At 36.7% G+C, this 5,510-nt stretch carries 3 protein-coding genes; all 3 read right to left on the bottom strand.

All coding sequences use genetic code 11. From position 1 onward, the window contains the following. The coding region (locus AAC037_RS18855; protein WP_339904769.1) for a SusC/RagA family TonB-linked outer membrane protein at window positions 1-2,980 on the bottom strand (2,980 nt) is incomplete at its 3' end. Window positions 2,981-3,163: 183 nt separating this feature from the next. Further along, window positions 3,164-4,258, bottom strand: a complete 1,095-nt coding sequence (locus AAC037_RS18850) for a FecR domain-containing protein (protein ID WP_339904768.1) — start codon at window positions 4,256-4,258, stop codon at window positions 3,164-3,166. A gap of 74 nt (window positions 4,259-4,332) precedes the next feature. Then, window positions 4,333-4,929 carry a sigma-70 family RNA polymerase sigma factor gene (locus AAC037_RS18845; RefSeq protein ID WP_339904766.1) on the bottom strand — a complete coding sequence of 199 codons (597 nt, stop codon included), beginning with the start codon at window positions 4,927-4,929 and terminating at the stop codon, window positions 4,333-4,335. Window positions 4,930-5,510: the final 581 nt, after the last annotated feature.

Genomic DNA, 5,510 nt, shown 5'->3' with positions numbered 1-5,510 from the left:
TCCAGTAATCATAATCTACAAACATATTATTTCTTCTGGCATTATCAGACTGTCCAAAATTGGGATTGTTTAGTCCCAAGTAGCCATTTTTTCCACCTTGAATGGAGTTGATAAAAAACCTAAAGGTAAAATCCTTATAGTTGAACTCATTCATCAACCCAAAATTATAAGCAGGTTCTTCTCTCCCTCTAATAACTCGGTCTAGCGCATCAAATGAACCATCATCATTTTGATCTACTATGCGATGGGTACCGACAAAAAACCCTGAAGGAGCCTCCTCTCCCAACTGAATAATTCCTGCAGACTCATAATCATAAATAGAATTGATAGACTCGCCAATAAAAAGGCCACTACCAATCAAGTCATCTTCTCTCCCGTCACCATCAGCATCCTGACCCAATAATGAAACAATTCTGTTTCTGTTGGAGGCGATATTAAAACTCGCATTCCATTTGAAATCTCCTTTTTCTATAACTTCTCCTCTTAAGACAAACTCTATCCCCCTATTGGCAATTTCTCCAACATTCGTTGAAATGCTTGAAAAACCAGTTACTTCAGGAATGTTTATGTTATAAAGCAAGTCATTGGTGGTATTCTGGTAGTAGTCCAAAGTTCCTGTAAATCGATCCTGCAAGAATGAAAAGTCAAAACCAAAGTTAAATCCTGTGGTGGTTTCCCATGCCAGATTTGAATTTGCTAAGGTGTTTACGGTCTGACCAAAAACTGTGCTTCCGCCATTTCCAAATACATAGGCGGGATAGATAGACACTCTTGCCAAGGAAGAATAACGGCTGGTTAGGTTTCCATTGGCCCCATAAGAGCCTCTGAATTTAAGGTAATTCAAAACCGATTCCTTCATAAATTCCTCTTCACTAATTACCCATCCTAAACCTAAAGAGGGGAAAATTCCAAACTTATTGTTTTTTGAAAATCCTGAGAAGCCATCCCTACGAACAGTTGCTGTAATCATATATTTGTCACTAAAATCGTAATTCGCTCTCACCGTTTGGTAAACATAGCTTTCATCCCATGCTGTAGAATTTATCAACTGAAGTTGGCCCAAACTTAAATCATTGTAGCCTAAACTTAAATTAGAATAATTGGTGCCATTGGCTTGGGTGCTTTCATATTTCAATTCCCTACGGCCTACCACCATGGTCAAATCAAGGTTGTGATTATTATTAAAGCTTTTTCGATAGGTTAAAATATTATCAAGCGTCCAGTCATAAGCATTATAATTTCTTTTAAATGCCTCACCGGCAGCACCGGCTCCATAAACATTACTTCTGTAATGCCTTCTCCAGCTATAGTTATTTCCAAAATTCACACGGTATTTTAAACCCTCGATAAATGGGATTTCTAAATCCATATAAACATTGGCAAATAAATTATTATTCTTATCAAAATCATTGGACAAAGGACTCAAAAACGGGTTGGCACGAATGGCACCGTCAGGATTAAGAATCACATTGCCATCTTCATCATAGGGGGTAACCAGAGGAGGCATGGTAGTAATCTGACTTAAGGCAGGAATTTCACCCGAATTATCAGCAAAGGAGCCGAAAGTTTGCACCCCAAATCTAAACCAATCCAATATTTGGTGGTCAAGGTTAATTCTAGCTGTTACTCTTTCATATTGGTCATTCATGATAAAACCCTCTTGCTGAGTATATCCTGTAGAAATAAAATAGGAAGTGGCCTCTGATGCACCTCTTACACTTAAATTATGATTGTTAATAAACCCTGTCTGGGTAGCGGCATCCCACCAATTGAAATCTGTTCCATTCTCATAGCCTGCATATACCGTAGGTTCAAACAAGGCTGCTACATCATAGTCAGGGTTAGGCTGGGTATAATCAGGTGCCAAATATGCCTGAGGCCAATCTTGGTCCCTAACTTTTTGTAAGAAGCCTTCCCTATCCATTAATTCAGGCCTGTTTGTGGGTGACTGAGTCGTCACTGTACCTGTATAGTTAAATATAGGCTTCTGCTCCATTTTACCACCTTTGGTAGTAATCATGATCACACCATTTGCTGCTTGAGCACCAAAGATGGCCATACTGCTGGCATCCTTAAGAACATCAATAGATTCTATGTCTGCAGGATTTAGGTCTGCCAAATTGCCGGTAAATATTATTCCATCCACCACGATCAGCACATTTTGATTGCCACTTAATGTAGTCCTGCCACGTACCGAAATGGAGGGATTTTGGCCTGCTCTATTTACTTGTCCAACATTTAATCCCGGAACTGACCCTTGAAGGGACTGGGCAATATTAACATTTGGAGATTCTCTAAAAGCCTCTATATCGGCCCTTACTACAGACCCTGTAACATCACGCTTCTTTTGGGTTCCATATCCCACCACAACAACTTCCTCTAGGGATGTATCGTCCAGCTCCATTGAAATATTAAATTGGGTTTGATTTCCAATTTCTATCCTCTTGCTAGTGTAGCCTATGAAAGAAACAACAAGCGTTGCTCCTTCAGGGACATCCAAAGAGAAATTTCCATCCAAATCTGTTACTGTTCCTCTGGTAGTATTTGCAATGGTAACCGTGGCACCGGGAAGCGGATCCCCATTTTCATCTTTAACAGTCCCACTAACGTCCACCTGCTCATTGGAAGATTGTACAGGAATCTTTTTATTGTCAGCTTTTTTTACATGAATATTGTCATTTACCTGCTTAAAACTTAGATCCGTTTGGGCGGCAATGGAAGACAATAGATGGTAAAGGCTTTCCCCTTTACTTTCAACGTTGACAAAGGGAATATCTTCGATTTCTCTGGAGGCGAAAACGAAATTGTAGGCTGTAAGCTTTTCTAACCTCTTAAAGGCTTCCTTTACCTTTACATCTTTTAAGGAAAGGTATACGGATACTTCCTCTATGCTTTTAACTTGGGCATTGCCATTAAAGGCCATTAGGAAACTCATGCTCAAACACTGAAGAGTGAAGGCTATTGTAAATAATTTGGTCATGTAGATAACATGCTTAAGTAGGCATTTATTCATATCTTTACATTGTTTGTTTAGGTATATTGTTAAATGAACATTTTCGAAAAAAGGATGGCAGTCCTTTTTCGATTTCTTTAGAGGTCATAAATGTTAGCGCATTTATGACCTCATTTTTTTATATCCCTTATGTTACATAGGCATTCTCTTCTAGTTAAATTTTAAAGTAGTTTTATCTTTTTCCAATTTGTATTCAAACCTCGCAGAATGACTAAGTCCTTCAAGAACATTTTCTAAACTCTGGTCGGTAAACTTTCCTGAGATTTCCAAATCAGTTGGCGGGCTGTTTGTAAATTCAATTTTCACCCCATACCAATTTTCCAGTACCCTTTTGACCTCAAACATGGACACTTTTTCAAAAATGATTGTCTTTCTGGTCCACGCCAATATTATTTCCGGATCAAAAAATTCATTTTGTACTTTTTCACTTTTTAAGTCTACTTTAAGCCCCTCACCTTTTGTAAGCTTAATCTCTTGCTCATGACCAAAATCAAGGTTTACCGCAACCTTCCCAGTTAATAAAGCAATATCTAATGGTTTATTTTCATAAGAAGAAATAAGAAAAGTTGTTCCTAAAGCGGTGGTGGTTACTGAACCGGTTTTTACACTAAAGGGCCTTGATTGATCCTCGGCAACTTCAAAATAGGCTTCTCCTGATAATTCTAAAACACGTCGATTGCTTTCGAAATTTTTGACATATTTTAATGTACTTCCGGAGTTAAGGATGACTTTTGAACCATCTTGAAGAGTAAGGTTTGCCTTTACACCTGGGGGAGCATAATGGTTTTCCATTTCTACCTTATCAACCAAAACATGGATTTCTTCTTTAGGAAAATAAAGGGTTACCAAAAAAGACAAAGAAAAAACTATGGCTAAAATCGCCGCTATTCTATAAAATTGAGAAACTTTCGTTTTGCCTTTCTTCCCTAATTTCCGGAAATGAAGGATGGTGCTATCAGAATTTAAGGAAACAATTTTATTGTCTTTTTCATTGACAGTGATGTTGTCTATTTCATTTGCAATATTAATCCAAGTATCTTCAATTCTTTGAGGAGTTACTTTATAAGCCTTTCTAGACATGTTTACAACAAGCTTCATCGCTAAAGCAATATCTTCCTCCTTTTTAGGGTTTTCTTGAATATATTTTTCCCAATAACTCTTCGTTTGAGCATCTGGGAATAATACCCATTTCTGGAATTCCGGATCAAGAACAAAGTCGGCTATTTTATAATCTCGCTTACACATACCAAATGGTTTCAGTTAAAGGAGTCAGCAATAGGTGAAAGTTATCCTCGGATGAGAAAAAAATTTGAAAAAGTTCAAATAATCCGGATTATAAATAATAACAAAACAATGTATTTCTTAAGGTTGGTAATGGCTTTCCATGCAAGTGTATATACGGAACGCAGGTTGATACCCATCAATTTTGAAGTTTTTTCGTAGGAAAGTTGTTCGAAAAATAGCAAATGAATCACTTGTTTTTGCCGAATAGGTAATTTGTCTAACCCTTTAGCCAATTCATTCTGCAACCTTCTTTCTCTTTGAACACTAATCACTTTACTTTCTACAGATTCCACATAACAGGATTCTATGAAAGTATTATCCCATTCTACCGTTTTCCTTTTAGTTTTTTGCCGGTTCTCTTTATAAATTTTGTGAGAAAGAGCACGTAAAAGATAGGCTTTCACATGATCTGCTTTTCCTAAGGTTTGATGGTATTTCCATAAATCTATAAAAACCTCCTGAATACAATCCTGTACAAAGCTTTGATCATTTGTAAGGGCTAACCCATAATTAAAAAGTGTAGAAATAAATTCTTTGTAAAGACCCTCTAATCCTTTACGGTTGCCTTGCATTAATAAATCCCAATAATAATTGGAATCCATGGAAGGATTATTGTTACTAAAAGGGTTCATTTTGGGTTTTTGATAATAAAGTTTTCAATAATAGCTAAAATATAATTTTCATACAAGGGGTATTATGACAATGGTATTAGTGAAGGCTATTTGGTATCAGTCAATATAATCTATTAATAATACAAGTTACTATCCGTATTTAATTAGGGATCTGTCCATAAAAAATACAGTACTGCCTATAGAAATTAATGAATATTGCTTTTGGGCTTAAACCTTAATTAAATAGGCATAATTCCTCGTAAAGCGCTAAGCAGCAATAGCGTATTTATACAGCAGCAACTTTGACTTAAGCGAATTTAAAAACAGAATTGTTACTCTCCTTAAATAATTGAAAAAGCACCTCTAAAAGTATAAGCTCTATTAACCAAAAAAATAAAAGCCTCCATCCCATCCTCTTAATTTGATAGGCCTGTAAATTCACAAAAAAATAGCCGAACATAAAGCTGTTCGGCTATAAATAGTTTAGTATCAATCTTTCAGTCCCGCGGCATCAAATAAAATTTCAACCGGGTGATTTGCTTTTTTGCCTGTTCCATCGGCTATCTGATGCCTGCAGCTTGTACCGGGTGCAGCAATCAAAT

This window comes from uncultured Cyclobacterium sp. (genome assembly GCF_963976465.1).
Taxonomy (GTDB): Bacteria; Bacteroidota; Bacteroidia; order Cytophagales; family Cyclobacteriaceae; genus Cyclobacterium.
Note: the sequence above shows the minus strand (reverse complement) of the source record. Positions and strands in the feature narration are given on the sequence as shown.

Bases quoted from the DNA above. Each gene is read 5' to 3' on its own strand.
- AAC037_RS18850 (WP_339904768.1), bottom strand. From the start codon at position 4,258: ATGTGTAAGCGAGATTATAAAATAGCCGACTTTGTTCTTGATCCGGAA.
- AAC037_RS18845 (WP_339904766.1), bottom strand. From the start codon at position 4,929: ATGAACCCTTTTAGTAACAATAATCCTTCCATGGATTCCAATTATTAT.